General features: G+C 49.7%; 13 protein-coding genes and 1 tRNA gene. All 14 read left to right on the top strand.

Annotated features, from left to right (window positions below; all coding sequences use genetic code 11):
- On the top strand, positions 1–719 hold a 719-nt coding region (locus G465_RS0110765), incomplete at its 5' end, for an EF-Tu C-terminal domain-related protein (RefSeq protein WP_022654472.1).
- Positions 720–731: 12 nt separating this feature from the next.
- Positions 732–807, top strand: a tRNA-Trp gene (locus tag G465_RS0110760).
- An 82-nt stretch (positions 808–889) separates the two neighbouring features.
- Positions 890–1243 carry a preprotein translocase subunit SecE gene (gene secE / locus G465_RS0110755; protein ID WP_022654471.1) on the top strand — a complete coding sequence of 118 codons (354 nt, stop codon included), beginning with the start codon at positions 890–892 and terminating at the stop codon, positions 1241–1243.
- Between the two features lie 3 nt (positions 1244–1246).
- Complete coding sequence (gene nusG / locus G465_RS0110750; RefSeq protein WP_022654470.1) at positions 1247–1780, top strand: transcription termination/antitermination protein NusG; 534 nt, start codon at positions 1247–1249, stop codon at positions 1778–1780.
- A gap of 130 nt (positions 1781–1910) precedes the next feature.
- Positions 1911–2342 (top strand): 50S ribosomal protein L11, encoded by a 432-nt coding sequence (gene rplK, locus G465_RS0110745; RefSeq protein ID WP_022654469.1) that lies wholly within the window; start codon positions 1911–1913, stop codon positions 2340–2342.
- Positions 2342–3040, top strand: coding sequence for a 50S ribosomal protein L1 (gene rplA, locus G465_RS0110740; protein WP_022654468.1), 699 nt, complete (start codon positions 2342–2344; stop codon positions 3038–3040). The genes rplK and rplA overlap by 1 nt, the downstream gene beginning before the upstream one ends.
- Before the next feature lie 264 nt (positions 3041–3304).
- Complete coding sequence (gene rplJ / locus G465_RS0110735; protein WP_022654467.1) at positions 3305–3808, top strand: 50S ribosomal protein L10; 504 nt, start codon at positions 3305–3307, stop codon at positions 3806–3808.
- Between the two features lie 58 nt (positions 3809–3866).
- Positions 3867–4238: a 50S ribosomal protein L7/L12 gene (gene rplL, locus G465_RS0110730; RefSeq protein ID WP_022654466.1), complete on the top strand. Its 372-nt coding sequence runs from the start codon at positions 3867–3869 to the stop codon at positions 4236–4238.
- A 179-nt stretch (positions 4239–4417) separates the two neighbouring features.
- Positions 4418–8527: a DNA-directed RNA polymerase subunit beta gene (gene rpoB / locus G465_RS0110725; protein WP_022654465.1), complete on the top strand. Its 4110-nt coding sequence runs from the start codon at positions 4418–4420 to the stop codon at positions 8525–8527.
- Between the two features lie 71 nt (positions 8528–8598).
- Positions 8599–12789 (top strand): DNA-directed RNA polymerase subunit beta', encoded by a 4191-nt coding sequence (rpoC, locus tag G465_RS0110720; RefSeq protein ID WP_022654464.1) that lies wholly within the window; start codon positions 8599–8601, stop codon positions 12787–12789.
- A 147-nt stretch (positions 12790–12936) separates the two neighbouring features.
- Positions 12937–13311, top strand: a complete 375-nt coding sequence (gene rpsL, locus G465_RS0110715; RefSeq protein ID WP_022654463.1) for a 30S ribosomal protein S12 — start codon at positions 12937–12939, stop codon at positions 13309–13311.
- Positions 13312–13423: 112 nt separating this feature from the next.
- Positions 13424–13894, top strand: a complete 471-nt coding sequence (rpsG, locus tag G465_RS0110710; RefSeq protein ID WP_022654462.1) for a 30S ribosomal protein S7 — start codon at positions 13424–13426, stop codon at positions 13892–13894.
- Positions 13895–13924: 30 nt separating this feature from the next.
- Positions 13925–16018 (top strand): elongation factor G, encoded by a 2094-nt coding sequence (fusA, locus tag G465_RS0110705; RefSeq protein WP_027405397.1) that lies wholly within the window; start codon positions 13925–13927, stop codon positions 16016–16018.
- A gap of 68 nt (positions 16019–16086) precedes the next feature.
- On the top strand, positions 16087–16268 hold a 182-nt coding region (locus G465_RS14500; protein ID WP_022654460.1), incomplete at its 3' end, for a GTP-binding protein.

The following is a 16268-nucleotide window of genomic DNA, read 5'->3' as shown; positions in this document are numbered from 1 at the left end:
TGTCTTCCTACGATTTCCCAGGTGATGACACCCCAATCGTGAAAGGCTCGGCACTGAAAGCCCTCGAAGGCGACCAGTCCGACATCGGCGAACCTGCTATCTTCCGTCTGGCTGATGCATTAGACAGCTACATCCCAACACCAGAACGCGCAATCGACAAGCCATTCTTGTTGCCGATCGAAGACGTGTTCTCCATCTCCGGTCGTGGTACCGTGGTGACTGGCCGTGTTGAGCGTGGCGTTGTGAAAGTCGGCGAAGAGATCGAAATCGTGGGTCTGAAAGCCACCACCAAAACCACTTGTACCGGCGTGGAAATGTTCCGCAAACTGCTCGACCAAGGTCAAGCAGGTGACAACGTGGGCGTGCTGTTGCGTGGTACTAAGCGTGAAGACGTTGAGCGCGGCCAAGTGTTGGCTAAGCCAGGTTCTATCACCCCACACACCAAGTTCACTGCTGAAGTGTACGTGTTGTCCAAAGAAGAAGGTGGTCGTCACACCCCATTCTTTGCTAACTACCGTCCACAGTTCTATTTCCGTACCACCGACGTGACTGGCGCTGTGAGCTTGTCCGAAGGCGTGGAAATGGTGATGCCTGGTGATAACGTGTCTATCACTGTTGAATTGATCGCCCCTATCGCTATGGAAGAGGGTCTGCGTTTCGCTATCCGTGAAGGCGGTCGTACCGTTGGCGCCGGTGTCGTTGCCAAGATCATTCAGTAATAAAAGGTTTTTAGGCCAGTAGCTCAATTGGTAGAGTATCGGTCTCCAAAACCGAGGGTTGGGGGTTCGAGACCCTCCTGGCCTGCCAATTAGACTAACCGGTGCTCGTCACCGGTTAGTCTTTTCTGTATCAGAATTCACCTTGTTAATAGGCAAGCCAAAGGCTAGCAATGGAACTGCAAGATAAGCTCAAGTTTTTTGCAGCAGCGGCTTTAGTCGTTGCTGGCATCTCTGTGTTTTATTTTCTCCCCGAAACGCAGGGTGTGTTGCGCGTCTTGAGCGTCATTCTTGGCGTGGTATTGGCCGCTGGTTTGTTGTTGACCTCTCAGCCTGGAAAAAACTTTGTTATCTATGGCCAAGAATCTTTGGCAGAAGCAAAGAAGGTTGTCTGGCCGACTCGCAAAGAAGCGTCGCAGCTCACCGGATTAGTTTTCCTCTTTGTGGTCGTACTCGCTGCATTCATGTGGCTGGTAGATAGCGGCCTATCTTGGCTGTTTTATGATGTGATTCTCCAGCGAGGTTAATGCATGGCAATGCGTTGGTATGTGGTTCATGCCTATTCAGGCTTTGAGAAAAGCGTGCAAAAAGCGTTGCGAGAGCGCATTGAACGCGAAAGTATGCAAGATCGCTTTGGCCAGATTTTAGTGCCGGTCGAAGAGGTCGTGGATATTAAAAACGGCAAGCGTTCTTTAACAGAGCGCAAGTTCTTCCCTGGCTATGTGCTGGTTCAAATGGAAATGAGCGATGAAACTTGGCACTTGGTGAAAAGTACACCAAAAGTGACTGGTTTTGTCGGTGGCACACCTAATCGCCCAGCACCGATTTCGCCTAAAGAAGTCGAAGCCATTTTGCAGCAAATTCAAGAAGGTGTGGAAAAACCACGGCCTAAAGTGCTGTTTGAAGTGGGCGAGAAAGTCCGCGTTATTGATGGGCCTTTCTCCGACTTTAATGGCTCGGTTGATGAAGTGAATTATGAACGTAATCGCTTGCGTGTATCAGTGCAAATTTTTGGCCGCGATACCCCTGTCGAATTAGAGTTCGGTCAAGTCGAAAAAATTTGATTTGGCCAAAGTGGGTTGTCCTCTGTGCAACCATGCTGTGCCAATTTTGAGTCGCCTGTTGTATTAACAGGCAGTGATAAAAGGGAAGCAGGTTTTTACCTGCGTTAATACCCGTATTAGGAGTGATAACGTGGCAAAGAAAATTGTCGGCTATGTCAAGCTGCAAGTGCCCGCTGGTAAAGCAAATCCATCGCCACCCATTGGTCCAGCTCTGGGTCAACGTGGTCTGAATATTATGGAATTTTGTAAGGCTTTTAACGCTCAAACCCAAGGTTTAGAGCCAGGCCTGCCAATTCCTGTGGTGATCACGGCTTATGCTGATAAGTCGTTCACCTTTATCATGAAAACACCACCTGCGACTGTTTTGATCAAAAAAGCCGCTGGTGTGCAAAAAGGCAGTCCAAAGCCTCATTTGGATAAAGTTGGCAAGTTAAATCGTGCACAACTTGAAGAAATCGCAAAAACCAAACAGCCCGACCTGACTGCTGCTGATATGGACGCTGCTGTGCGTACAATCGCTGGTTCTGCTCGCAGCATGGGTATTGAAGTGGAGGGCGTATAATGGCTAAGGTTTCTAAGCGTTTAGCAGCACTGAAAGCCAGTGTTGACCGCAACAAACTGTACTCCGCTGACGAAGCTTTGGCTTTAGTCAAAGGCGCAGCAACAGCTAAATTCGACGAATCCATCGACGTTGCAGTGAACTTGGGTGTTGACCCACGTAAATCTGACCAAGTCGTTCGTGGTTCTGTGGTATTGCCACGTGGCACTGGTAAGAGCGTGCGTGTTGCCGTGTTCACCCAAGGTGCGAATGCCGAAGCAGCTAAAGCTGCTGGTGCTGAGATCGTTGGTTTCGAAGACCTGGCCGAGCAAATCAAAGGCGGCATGATGGATTTCGACGTCGTGATCGCTTCGCCTGATGCAATGCGTATCGTGGGTCAGTTGGGTCAAATCTTGGGCCCACGTGGTCTGATGCCTAACCCTAAAGTTGGTACTGTGACTCCAAACGTTGCTGAGGCAGTGAAAAATGCCAAAGCAGGTCAAGTGCAATATCGTACTGACAAGTCCGGTATCATTCACGCCACGATTGGCCGTGCTTCTTTCGAAGCAGAAGCCCTGCGTGAAAACTTGACTGCATTGATCGAAGCTTTGTTAAAAGCAAAACCAGCTAGCTCTAAAGGTCAATACCTGAAAAAAGTAGCGGTTTCCAGCACGATGGGTGTGGGTGTCCGTGTTGACACTGCCACTGTTGTTGCTCAGTAAGAATGCTTAATGGGCCGATGAAACTTGTTTTCATCGGTCAATGGCTTTGGGCTGGTGCTGTCGTTACAGACAGCATCAGATTGTCCAAGACCGTAGGGGGAAACTTAATTACCGGCAACACCGGTTCCCTGCGCAGATGGTGTACCCGAAAGCAGGCTCTATGATTATCCCGCAAGGGCTAGTATCTGTGATGTCTCCTGAAGAAGGTCGCCAAGAGAGGTGGGTAGCATCTGTTACCCGTTCCATCATCTTAGGAGGTAGACCTTGAGTCTCAATCTTGAAGATAAAAAGGCGGTGGTAGCTGAGGTCGCAGCACAAGTTGCTGAAGCCCAAACTATCGTAGTCGCCGAATATCGCGGCATTGGCGTGGCCAGCATGACCCAGCTGCGTGCAAAAGCACGTGAGCAAGGCGTGTACCTGCGTGTGTTGAAAAACACCCTGGCGCGTCGTGCAGTGGCTGGTACCCCATTTGAGGGTCTGGCTGAGCAAATGGTCGGCCCATTGGTGTATGGCATTTCTGCTGATCCAGTTGCTGCTGCTAAAGTCATCAGTGACTTTGCAAAAGTGGATCAGAAAATCGTGGTTAAAGCCGGCTCTTATGACGGCAAAGTGTTAGATGCTGCTGGCGTTGCCCAGTTGGCTTCTATCCCAAGCCGCGAAGAATTGCTGTCCAAATTGCTGTTCGTTATGCAAGCTCCAGTGGCTGGCTTTGCGCGCGCTTTGGCTGCTTTGGCCGAGAAAAAGCAGGGCGAAGAAGCCGCTGCTTAATATTGATATTTCGCTATTGGCAATGTGCTAATAGTTTCAAAATCCAGGAGATTTTTACATGGCTATTTCTAAAGAAGACATCCTCGACGCCGTTAGTGGTATGACCGTTATGGAATTGAATGACCTGGTGAAGGCATTCGAAGAAAAATTCGGCGTGTCCGCTGCTGCTGTTGCTGTTGCTGCTGGTCCTGCTGCTGGTGCTGCAGCTGTTGAAGAGAAAACTGAATTCGACGTGATCCTGCAATCCGCTGGCGATCAAAAAGTGAACGTCATTAAAGTGGTTCGTTCGATCACCGGTTTGGGCCTGAAAGAAGCCAAAGACTTGGTTGATGGCGCTCCTAAAGCTGTGAAAGAAGGCATCGCTAAAGCTGAAGCTGAAGCCATCGTGAAACAGTTGGAAGAAGCCGGCGCGAAAGCAGAAATGAAGTAAGCTTTTAGCTGATTCATTTTTTAAGGCTGGTAGAGAAATCTGCCAGCCTTGTTGCGCTTATAGCCAAGCTGCGGTCTGTCAAAATACAGAGCCCTATCCGAGACAGTAAAAGTCGATATTCGTTTTTTGGGCCGATTGCCGACTTTTGGTGTCTTGCGCCCCACCTCGATGGAGACTCTATGAGTTATTCGTTCACTGAGAAAAAGCGTATTCGTAAGAGCTTTGCCAAGCGTGCGAACGTTCTCGATGTGCCTTTCCTGTTAGCTACCCAGATCAACTCCTATGCCGAGTTTCTGCAACTTGGCGTGCCGCAGGAAACGCGGCAAAACGTGGGTCTGGAAGCGGCTTTCCGCTCCATTTTCCCAATCGAGAGCCACAACGGCAGCGCACGTTTGCTCTACGATGGCTATATCTTGGGCGATCCCCCTTTTGATGTTCAGGAATGTCAACTGCGTGGCATCACGTATGCGGCCCCCCTGCGTGCACGGATTAAATTAGCATTACGTGATCGCGAAAGCGGCCAATGGTATGCCAAAGAAGGGCCAAAAGATGTGTACATGGGTGAAATTCCACTCATGACCAATAATGGCTCTTTCATTATCAATGGTACTGAACGGGTTATTGTTTCTCAGCTGCATCGTTCGCCTGGTGTGTTCTTTGAACACGACCGTGGTAAAACTCATAGTTCTGGCAAACTGCTGTTCTCCGCTCGGATTATCCCTTATCGTGGTTCTTGGTTAGATTTTGAATTCGACGCCAAAGACCTGCTCTATTTCCGTATTGACCGTCGTCGTAAGATGCCTGTCACCACATTGTTGAAGTCGTTAGGCTTCTCCAATGAAGAAATTTTGGGTGAATTCTTCAGCTTTGATCGCTTCTATTTGACCTCTAACGGCATCTATATGGAGCTGGTAGCGGAGCGTCTGAAAGGCGAAATTGCCAAAGCTGATATCGTGGCTGATGATGGCCGTGTTTTGGTGCAAAAAGATAAGCGCATCACAGCTAAATCGATTCGCGATATTCAAAACGCAGGTATCACACGTTTAGAAGTGCCGCACGATGTCTTGTTCGGCAAAGTGGTTGCATCGGACATTGTCGACCGTACCACGGGCGAAATCATCTTGCGCGCCAATGATGAAATCACCGAAGAAACGATTGCTAAACTGGCTTTGGGTTCGGTGACCGAACTGGACGTGTTGTACACCAACGAGCTCGATCAAGGCGCCTTTATCTCGCAAACCTTGCGTACGGATGATGTCCAAACGCAAGAACAAGCAAAAGTTGCGATTTATCGCATGATGCGCCCAGGTGAGCCGCCAACTGAAGAGGCGATGGAAGCTTTATTCCAACGTCTGTTCTTCAATGCAGAAACCTACGATTTATCTCGTGTTGGCCGGATGAAGTTTAACCGTCGTATTGGTCGTGATGAGATCGAAGGCGAGCCAACTTTATCGCGTGAAGACATTACTTCCGTCATCAAAATCTTAGTTGAACTGCGCAATGGTCGCGGTGAAGTCGATGATATTGATCACTTGGGTAACCGTCGGGTGCGTTCGGTAGGCGAATTGGCTGAAAACCAATTCCGTGCTGGTTTAGTGCGTGTTGAGCGTGCAGTCAAAGAGCGTCTGAATCAAGCTGAATCTGAAAACTTGATGCCGCATGATTTGATCAATGCCAAACCAGTCAGTGCCGCTATCAAAGAATTCTTTGGTTCCAGCCAGTTGTCGCAGTTTATGGACCAAACTAACCCGCTGTCTGAAGTCACGCACAAACGCCGTGTTTCAGCTTTGGGCCCAGGTGGTTTGACTCGTGAGCGTGCTGGTTTTGAAGTGCGTGACGTGCATCCAACTCACTATGGCCGTGTTTGTCCGATTGAAACGCCTGAAGGCCCAAACATTGGTCTGATCAACTCGCTGTCTTGCTATGCGCGTACCAACGAATATGGTTTCTTAGAAACCCCATATCGTAAAGTGATCGATAGCAAAGTTACCAATGACATTGAATATCTGTCAGCGATTGAAGAAGGCCGCTATGTGATTGCGCAGGCCAATGCTGAATTAGATGATGAAGGTCGTCTGGTTGATGAATTGGTCACTTGTCGTGAAAAAGGCGAAACCATTCTTGCTACGCCAGACCGTGTGCAATACATGGATGTGGCGCCAAGCCAGATCGTGTCGGTAGCGGCATCGCTGATTCCATTCTTGGAACACGATGATGCTAACCGCGCCTTGATGGGTTCGAACATGCAACGTCAAGCAGTGCCTTGCTTGCGTGCAGAAAAACCTTTTGTTGGTACCGGTATTGAACGTTCGGTAGCCATTGACTCCGGCACCACAGTGACTGCCCGTCGTGGTGGTCGCATTGACTATGTTGATGCTAGCCGTGTGGTGATTCGCGTTAATGATGATGAGGCGCAAGCGGGTGAAGTCGGTGTTGATATTTACAACCTGACCAAGTACACCCGTTCTAACCAAAACACCAATATCAACCAACGCCCAATCGTTAAAGTGGGTGATGTGGTTGAGGCCGGTGATGTGATTGCGGATGGTGCTTCCACCGACTTGGGTGAATTGGCGCTGGGTCAGAACATGACTATCGCCTTTATGCCTTGGAATGGTTACAACTACGAAGACTCGATTCTGATTTCTGAGCGTGTGGTGGCAGAAGACCGCTATACCTCGATTCATATTGAAGAATTGAACGTGGTTGCGCGTGATACCAAGCTGGGGCCAGAAGAAATCACTCGTGATATTCCAAACTTATCTGAACGGATGCAAGGTCGTTTGGATGAGGCTGGTATTGTTTACATCGGTGCTGAAGTCACTGCTGGTGATGTCTTGGTTGGTAAAGTGACACCAAAAGGTGAAACTCAACTGACACCAGAAGAAAAATTGCTGCGCGCCATTTTTGGTGAAAAAGCCTCTGATGTAAAAGACACCTCGTTGCGTGTACCAACTGGCATGACTGGTACCGTGATTGATGTGCAAGTCTTTACCCGTGAGGGCGTTGAACGCGACAAGCGTGCACAATCGATTATTGACGAAGAGCTCAAACGCTATCGCCAAGATTTGAACGATCAGATTCGTATTTTTGAAGCTGATGCTTTTGCGCGGATCGAACGTCTGATTGTCGGTAAGCCAGCGAACGGTGGACCTAAGCGTCTGACCAAAGGTGCAGAAATCTCGAAAGAGTATCTGGATGGTTTGCCTTCTCGCCACGAGTGGTTTGAGATTCGGATGGCAGATGAAGATGTGGCAAAACAGCTTGAGCTGATGAAAGAGTCACTGATTCAGAAGCGTGAAGAATTTGATCTCAAATTCGAAGACAAACGCCGTAAGCTGACGCAAGGTGATGAATTACCACCGGGCGTGATCAAGATGGTCAAAGTTTATCTGGCAGTGAAACGCCGCCTGCAGCCGGGTGACAAGATGGCCGGTCGTCACGGTAACAAGGGTGTGGTATCGAAGATTCTGCCAATTGAAGATATGCCTTACATGGCAGATGGCACACCAGTGGATATCGTGCTTAACCCGTTGGGTGTGCCTTCACGGATGAACGTGGGTCAGATCTTAGAGGTTCACCTTGGCTGGGCAGCGAAGGGCTTAGGCAAACAGTTTGATCGTCTGTTGCGTGAACAACGTAACGTATCGGAAGTGCGTGAGTATTTAGAAAAAGTCTACAACTCCACCGGTAAATCGGAAGAGATTGCCAGCTTAACCGACGATGAAGTGATCGAATTGGCACGCCATTTAACCGGCGGCGTACCGTTTGCTACTCCTGTGTTTGACGGCGCGAAAGAAGAAGAAATTCGTCGCATGTTAGACCTTGCCTATCCAAGCGATGATCCTTTAACCGCTCGTTTAGGCTTCAACGGTTCTAAAACACAGATGACCTTATTTGATGGTCGTTCTGGCGAGGCTTTCGATCGTAAAGTGACCGTTGGTGTGATGCACTTCTTGAAACTGCGCCACTTGGTCGACGACAAGATGCATGCCCGTTCAACCGGCCCTTACTCGTTGGTGACTCAACAGCCATTGGGTGGTAAGGCACAGTTCGGTGGTCAGCGTTTCGGTGAGATGGAAGTGTGGGCGCTGGAAGCGTATGGCGCGGCCTATACCTTGCAAGAAATGTTGACTGTGAAGTCGGATGATGTGACTGGCCGTACCAAGATGTATGAAAACATCGTCAAGGGCGAGCATAAGATCGAAGCGGGCATGCCAGAGTCGTTTAACGTGCTGGTGAAAGAAATCCGCTCGCTTGGCCTCGATATCGACCTCGATCACTATTAAACCCCGTGAGCAGTGAGGGGAGGGGTGGTTTCCACCCCGCGCCTCACGCCTCGCTCCTCACCGGAGATGACATGAAAGCTTTGCTCGATCTATTCAAGCAGGTGTCTCAAGAAGAGGAATTCGACGCGATTAAAATCGGCGTTGCCTCGCCCGAGAAAATTCGTTCTTGGTCTTATGGTGAAGTTAAAAAGCCAGAGACCATCAACTACCGTACATTCAAGCCCGAACGCGATGGCTTGTTTTGCGCGCGTATTTTTGGCCCAACAAAAGACTACGAATGTTTATGCGGTAAATACAAACGCCTGAAACACCGTGGTGTGATTTGTGAAAAATGTGGTGTTGAAGTCACTCTGTCTAAAGTGCGCCGTGAGCGCATGGGACATATTGAGCTGGCTTCGCCTGTTGCGCATATCTGGTTCTTAAAGTCCTTGCCTTCTCGCTTAGGCATGGTGCTGGATATGACTTTGCGTGATATTGAACGGGTGTTGTACTTCGAAGGTTATGTCGTGGTTGAACCCGGCTTAACTTCTTTGAGCCGCAAACAACTGTTGTCCGAAGAAGACTACTTCGATAAGTACGAAGAACACGGTGATGAGTTTGTTGCTCTGATGGGTGCCGAGGGGATTCGCGAATTGCTGCGCAATATGGATTTAGCCAGCGAAATCGAAACCCTGCGCGCAGAATTGCAAGCCACCGGTTCTGAGACCAAAATCAAGAAAATCGCCAAGCGCTTAAAAGTGCTCGAGGCCTTCCAACGTTCTGGCATCAAACCAGAATGGATGGTGATGGAAGTCTTGCCAGTCCTACCACCCGAACTGCGCCCATTGGTGCCGTTGGATGGTGGACGCTTTGCAACTTCCGATTTGAACGACTTGTATCGCCGCGTTATCAACCGTAACAACCGTCTGAAGCGTTTGTTGGAGCTGAAAGCGCCAGAAATCATCGTGCGTAACGAAAAACGCATGTTGCAAGAATCGGTGGATTCGTTGCTCGATAACGGCCGTCGCGGTAAAGCGATGACTGGTGCTAACAAGCGTCCGCTGAAGTCGTTGGCAGACATGATTAAAGGTAAAGGCGGTCGTTTCCGTCAAAACCTGTTGGGTAAACGCGTTGACTACTCCGGTCGTTCCGTGATTACCGTTGGCCCAACCCTGCGTCTGCATCAGTGCGGTTTGCCGAAGAAAATGGCCTTGGAGCTGTTCAAACCCTTTATTTTCCACAAGTTGGAAGTATTGGGCATGGCTTCCACCATCAAAGCAGCCAAGAAACTGGTTGAACAGGAAGTGCCAGAGGTTTGGGACATTCTCGAAGAAGTCATTCGCGAACATCCGGTATTGCTGAACCGTGCACCAACCTTGCACCGTTTGGGTATTCAAGCGTTTGAGCCGACCCTGATTGAAGGTAAAGCGATCCAGCTGCATCCATTGGTGTGTACTGCCTTTAACGCCGACTTTGACGGTGACCAAATGGCTGTCCACGTGCCACTCTCGTTAGAGGCACAAATGGAAGCCCGCACCTTGATGCTGTCGTCGAACAACGTATTGTCGCCAGCTAACGGCGAGCCAATCATTGTGCCGTCGCAGGATATTGTGTTGGGTCTGTACTATCTAACCCGTGACAAGATCAATGGTAACGGCGAAGGCATGTTGTTCTCGGATGTGGCTGAGGTCCATCGTGCCTACGAAACCCGTCAAGTTGAACTCGGGACTCGCATTACCGTTCGTCTGCGCGAATGGGAAAAAGATGAGCATGGTGACTTCCAACCGGTGATGAAGCGTCACGAAACCACCGTTGGTCGTGCTTTGTTGTCGGATATTCTGCCAAAAGGTTTGGGCTTCGAATACATCAATAAGGCATTGAAAAAGAAAGAAATTTCCAAGCTTATCAATGCCTCGTTCCGCCGTTGCGGTTTGCGTGATACGGTTATCTTTGCTGACCAATTGATGTACACCGGTTTTGCCTATTCCACGCGTGGTGGTCTGTCGATTTGTGTGGACGATATGTTGGTGCCAAGCAAGAAACAAACCTTGCTGCACTCCGCACAAATGGAAGTGAAAGAGATTGAAGAGCAATACCGCCAAGGTTTGGTAACACAGGGCGAACGCTATAACAAAGTGGTGGATATTTGGGGTCGTTGTGGTGACCAAGTCGCCAAAGCGATGATGGAAGAGCTGTCAAAACAAAAAACCATCGACCGCCAAGGCCAAGAAGTTGATCAGGAATCGTTTAATTCGATTTACATGATGGCTGACTCGGGTGCGCGGGGTTCGGTGGCGCAGATTCGTCAGTTGGCGGGTATGCGGGGCCTGATGGCGAAGCCAGATGGCTCGATTATCGAAACGCCAATTACCTCGAACTTCCGCGAAGGTTTGACCGTTCTCCAATACTTTATCTCTACTCACGGTGCTCGTAAGGGTCTGGCTGATACGGCGTTGAAAACCGCGAACTCGGGTTATCTGACCCGTCGTTTGGTGGATGTGACACAAGATCTGGTGGTGATTGAAGAAAACTGCGGTACCAACAACGGCTTTGTGATGAAGGCGGTGTTGCAAGGTGGTGATGTGATCGAAGCCTTACGCGATCGTATCTTAGGCCGTGTGACTGCGACTGAAGTGATCGATCCTGCTACCGGTGAAACCGTCTTCGAAGCGGGGTCATTGTTAGATGAAGCTGCCGTTGATCGTATCGATGAGTTGGGTATCGATGAAGTGAAAGTGCGTAGTCCGATCACTTGCGGTACTCGCTACGGTTTGTGCGCGAAATGTTATGGCCGTGACTTAGGTCGTGGTCAGCGTGTTAACGTCGGTGAAGCCGTGGGTGTGATTGCTGCACAGTCAATTGGTGAACCAGGTACTCAGTTGACCATGCGTACCTTCCACATCGGTGGTGCGGCGTCGCGTGCGGCCTCGGCCAGCCAAGTGGAATGTAAGTCCAGCGGTGTGGTGCGCTTCTCGTCAGCCATGCGTTATGTGACCACTGCAAAAGATGAATGTGTAGTGATTGCACGTTCTGGTGAAGTGGTGATTCATGATGAGATGGGTCGTGAGCGCGAACGCCATAAAGTGCCATACGGTGCTACATTGATGGTGAAAGATGGCGAAGCCATCAAAGCCGGTGTGGTGTTGGCAACATGGGATCCGCATACCCGTCCAATTATCACTGAATACGCTGGTCGCGTGAAATTCGAGAATATCGAAGAAGGTGTGACTGTTGCTAAGCAGATTGATGATGTGACCGGTCTGTCCACCTTGGTGGTGATTGACCCGAAACGTCGTGCGACAGCAGCCAACAAGGTCTTGCGTCCACAGGTGAAATTGATCGACGAGTTTGGTAATGAAGTGAAATTGGCTGGTAGTGAAGCGCCAGTAAATATCACCTTCCAAGTCGGCGCGATTATTACCGTCCGTGATGGGCAAGATGTGGGTAAGGGTGATGTGTTGGCACGTATTCCACAAGAATCGTCCAAAACACGTGACATTACCGGTGGTCTGCCACGGGTGGCTGAGCTGTTTGAAGCGCGTTCGCCAAAAGATGCTGGTATGTTAGCCGAGGTGACTGGTACGGTGTCGTTTGGTAAAGATACCAAAGGCAAACAGCGTCTGATTATCACCGATCTGGATAACAACACAGTTGAAACCCTGATTCCAAAAGAAAAACATGTCTTAGTGCATGATGGTCAGGTGGTGAACCGTGGTGAACTGATCGTTGACGGTCCTGTGGATCCGCACGATATTCTGCGTTTGCAAGGTATCGAAGCTTTGGCTCGTTACATTGTGCAAGAGGTACAAGAAGTGTATCGCTTGCAAGGTGTGAAAATTAACGACAAGCACATCGAAGTGATTATTCGCCAGATGTTGCGTCGTGTAGTGATCACCGACTCCGGCAATACACACTTCATCCAAGGTGAACAAGTTGAACGCGCCGAAGTGTTGATTGCCAATGACGAAATGGATAAACAAGGCTTGTTGCCAGCACAATATGAAAACGTATTGTTAGGCATTACTAAAGCGTCCTTGTCGACCGATTCGTTCATCTCGGCCGCTTCGTTCCAAGAAACCACACGAGTCTTGACCGAAGCAGCTATCATGGGTAAACGTGATGAGTTGCGTGGTTTGAAAGAAAACGTGATTGTCGGCCGCTTGATTCCTGCCGGAACAGGCTTGGCATATCACAATAACCGCCGTCGCAATAGTGCGGCAGCGGCGCTCGGAAAGCAGGCAAACCCTGCTGATTTGGCCGAAGCAGGGGGCGTAAACCCTTAATCCAAACGTATTGCACGGGCTGAAACAAGATTAACGCTTGAATCAGCTCGTGTTTTTGCGTTGACGGTGTTCGGGGGCTTCCCCTATAATCCGGCGTCTTTTTACCGTGACTTTTTTGGTCACGAATTGATAGTTTAGGAACCTGTAATGCCAACGATTAACCAGCTTGTTCGTAAGCCTCGCACGCCTGTGCGTGAAGCTAGCAAGGTGCCGGCTCTCGAAGCCTGCCCACAAAAACGTGGTGTTTGTACTCGTGTTTACACCACAACCCCGAAAAAACCAAACTCTGCCTTGCGTAAAGTGTGCCGTGTTCGCTTGACCAACGGTTTTGAAGTGACCAGCTACATCGGTGGTGAAGGTCACAACCTGCAAGAGCACAGTGTGGTACTGATTCGCGGTGGTCGTGTGAAAGACTTACCAGGTGTGCGTTACCACACCGTTCGTGGTTCCTTGGATACCGCTGGCGTGAAAGACCGTAAACAGTCTCGCTCCAAGTACGGTGCTAAGCGTCCTAAGAAGTAAGATTGAATTATCGCGGCGGTTGTTACACCGTCGAGTAAGTGGCCGCTCCCAATTTAGGTTGAGGGTCGCGAGCGAGTTTTTCGCTCAACTGAACTGTTTTTTAGAGGTTAATATGCCAAGACGTAGAGAAGTGCCTAAGCGCGAAGTGTTGCCGGATCCAAAATTCGGTAGCCAAGAACTGACCAAGTTCATGAACGTAGTGATGATGGACGGTAAAAAATCCGTTGCAGAACGCATCGTTTATGGCGCTTTGGAACAAGTCGAGAAAAAATCCGGTAAAAACCCAATCGAAGTGTTCAGCACTGCGATCGGTAACGTCAAACCGGTAGTTGAAGTGAAAAGCCGTCGTGTCGGTGGTGCCAACTATCAGGTTCCAGTTGAAGTCCGTCCGTCCCGTCGTCTCGCTTTAGCTATGCGCTGGTTGCGTGAGTCTGCCCGCAAGCGCGGTGAAAAATCGATGGCTTTACGTCTGGCTGGTGAGCTGTTGGATGCAGCGGAAGGTCGTGGCGGCGCAATGAAAAAGCGTGAAGAAGTCCACCGTATGGCTGAAGCGAACAAAGCCTTCTCGCACTATCGCTTCTAATCTTCTTTATTTGCTGAAAAGGTTTTGGCTGTGGCTAGAAAAACCCCTATCGAGCGTTACCGCAACATCGGTATCTCCGCTCACATTGATGCCGGTAAAACCACCACTACCGAGCGTATTCTGTTCTATACCGGTGTGAACCACAAATTAGGTGAGGTTCACGACGGTGCTGCAACAACTGACTGGATGGAACAAGAGCAGGAGCGTGGTATTACCATTACCTCTGCTGCTGTGACCACATTCTGGAAAGGGATGGCGCTGCAGTACCCAGAGCATCGCTTTAACATTATCGACACCCCCGGACACGTTGACTTTACCGTCGAAGTGGAGCGTTCTATGCGCGTGCTGGATGGTGCCGTGATGGTGTATTGCGCGGTGGGTGGTGTTCAGCCACAGTCCGAAACCGTATGGCGTCAGGCAACCAAATACAAAGTGCCTCGTTTGGCCTTCGTGAACAAGATGGACCGTCAAGGTGCCAACTTCTTCCGCGTGGTTGAACAAATGCGCTCACGTTTGCGTGCTAATCCTGTGCCTGTTGTGGTACCTATCGGTGCAGAAGAACACTTCCAAGGTGTGGTTGACCTGTTGAAGATGAAAGCGATTATTTGGGACGAAGCCTCTCAAGGCATGAAGTTCGAATACGCTGACATCCCTGCTGATTTGGTTGAAACCGCACAAAAATGGCGCGAAAACATGATCGAAGCGGCTGCTGAAGCCAGCGAAGACATGATGAACAAGTACTTAGAAGGTGGTGAACTCTCTGAAGAGGAAATCATCAAGGGCTTGCGCACTCGTACCATCAACTGCGAAATCCAACCGATGCTGTGTGGTACTGCCTTTAAAAACAAAGGCGTACAACGTATGTTGGATGCAGTGATCGAACTGTTGCCATCTCCAGTTGATATTCCTCCTGTTGCTGGTGAAGTCGACGGCCAACCTGCAACTCGTCAAGCAACTGACGAAGAGAAATTCTCTTCCTTGGCTTTCAAACTGATGAACGACCCGTACGTCGGTCAGCTCACCTTCTTCCGTGTGTACTCCGGTATGGTGAAATCTGGCGACACCGTGTTGAACTCGGTGAAAAACAAGAAAGAACGTATCGGTCGTATCGTGCAAATGCACGCTAACGATCGTATCGAACTAGACGAAGTTCGTGCTGGTGACATCGCTGCTGCGATTGGTCTGAAAGATGTGACCACAGGCGAAACCCTGTGTGATATCGATTCCCCAATCGTGTTAGAGCGCATGGAATTCCCAGAGCCAGTGATTCACGTTGCTGTTGAGCCAAAAACAAAAGCCGACCAAGAAAAAATGGGTGTGGCGCTCAACCGTCTGGCAAAAGAAGATCCTTCCTTCCGCGTTCGTACCGATGAAGAATCAGGTCAAACCATTATCTCGGGTATGGGTGAATTGCACCTCGAGATTATTGTTGACCGGATGAAGCGTGAGTTTGGCGTAGAAGCCAACGTGGGTGCGCCACAAGTGGCATACCGCGAAACTATCCGCAACTCGGTGGAACAAGAAGGTAAACACGTTAAACAGTCTGGTGGTAAGGGTCAGTATGGTCACGTTGTGATCAAACTGGAGCCAACCGGCGAAGGCGGTGGTTACGAGTTTGTTGACGAAATTAAAGGTGGTGTGATTCCTCGCGAATTCATTCCTTCTGTCGACAAAGGTATCCAAAACACCCTCAGCAACGGTATTTTGGCTGGCTTCCCTGTGGTGGACGTTCGCGTGCGCCTGATCTTCGGTTCGTACCACGACGTTGACTCCTCGCAAATTGCGTTTGAATTGGCCGGTTCGATGGCCTTCAAAGACGCGATGCGTAAAGCCAGCCCTGTGTTGCTCGAGCCAATGATGGCTGTGGAAGTTGAAACCCCAGAAGAATACATGGGTGATGTGATGGGTGACTTGAACCGTCGCCGTGGTATCGTCCAAGGTATGGATGATGACGGCTTGGGTATCAAGAAAATCCGCGCTGAAGTCCCGCTGGCTGAAATGTTCGGTTACTCCACCGACTTGCGTTCTGCGACCCAAGGTCGTGCAACCTATTCGATGGAATTCAAACACTACGCAGAAGCACCGCGTAATGTTGCTGAAGCCGTGATCAACAGCAAAAAATAAGTCGCACTTTACGGGCCAGCATCAGGCTGGCCCATTTCTAATATCGCTCTTTTGAAGGATTTTGCGAAATGGCAAAAGAAAAGTTTGAACGTACCAAGCCCCACGTTAACGTCGGTACTATTGGCCACGTTGACCACGGTAAAACCACGCTGACCGCTGCAATCACCACTATCTTGTCGAAAAAATTCGGCGGTGAAGCCAAAGGCTACGACCAGATCGACAGCGCTCCCGAAGAAAAAGCACGCGGCAT

The organism is Aquaspirillum serpens DSM 68, from assembly GCF_000420525.1.
In the GTDB taxonomy this organism is placed as follows: Bacteria; Pseudomonadota; Gammaproteobacteria; order Burkholderiales; family Aquaspirillaceae; genus Aquaspirillum; species Aquaspirillum serpens.
Note: the sequence above shows the minus strand (reverse complement) of the source record. Positions and strands in the feature narration are given on the sequence as shown.